This is a genomic window from Vibrio sp. 2CM40D, assembly GCF_023161825.1.
Taxonomy (GTDB): domain Bacteria; phylum Pseudomonadota; class Gammaproteobacteria; order Enterobacterales; family Vibrionaceae; genus Vibrio; species Vibrio alginolyticus.
This window is the reverse complement of record NZ_JALNTL010000036.1, coordinates 1-686: the sequence shown is the minus strand read 5'-3', so window position 1 is coordinate 686 and position 686 is coordinate 1. Positions and strand designations below refer to the sequence as shown.

The window sequence follows — 686 nt, the reverse complement described above, 5'->3', positions numbered from 1 at the left end:
CCACTTTGTGGTTCATGACTGGGGTGAAGTCGTAACAAGGTAGCGCTAGGGGAACCTGGCGCTGGATCACCTCCTTATACGATGATTATTGCGATGAGTGTTCACACAGATTGATACGGTTTATAAAGTAAAGAGACGATACTGGGTCTGTAGCTCAGGTGGTTAGAGCGTTCGCCTGATAAGCGAGAGGTCGGTGGTTCGAGTCCACTCAGACCCACCAATTTCTTTCCCAAGGAATTGGCGACAGTATCGACACCTTGATGGGGCTATAGCTCAGCTGGGAGAGCGCCTGCCTTGCACGCAGGAGGTCTGCGGTTCGATCCCGCATAGCTCCACCATCTTTAAGTGTTCTTGAAAAAGAATCTTTAAAAATGGTTTTCATCAGAAAATCTAGCTCTTTAACAATTTGGAAAGCTGACAAAACAAACTTTTAAGTTTGTTTGTAAAGTTCTCAATGTTTGTCTTTATGACAAACACCAAAAAACACATTCAAGTGTTCTTGGCTTTTTGTTTTCATTTTTTCTAAAAATGAAGGTAAAGAGATGAGTCCGGCAAAATCGAATGTCTCTCGCTCATTCAAATAATGAGAGACAACTTTGGTGATTTGAACATCAACTCGAAACTCCTTCGGGTTGTATGGTTAAGTGACTAAGCGTACACGGTGGATGCCTTGGCAGTCAGAGGCG

The 686-nt window shown here is 43.6% G+C and carries 2 tRNA genes and 1 rRNA gene; all 3 read left to right on the top strand.

The features are described from left to right. A 16S ribosomal RNA gene (locus MTF70_RS24295) occupies positions 1 to 77 on the top strand; the annotation flags it as partial. A gap of 66 nt (positions 78 to 143) precedes the next feature. Continuing rightward, positions 144 to 220: transfer RNA gene (locus tag MTF70_RS24290), tRNA-Ile, on the top strand. Positions 221 to 262: 42 nt separating this feature from the next. Next, positions 263 to 338, top strand: a tRNA-Ala gene (locus MTF70_RS24285). Positions 339 to 686: the final 348 nt, after the last annotated feature.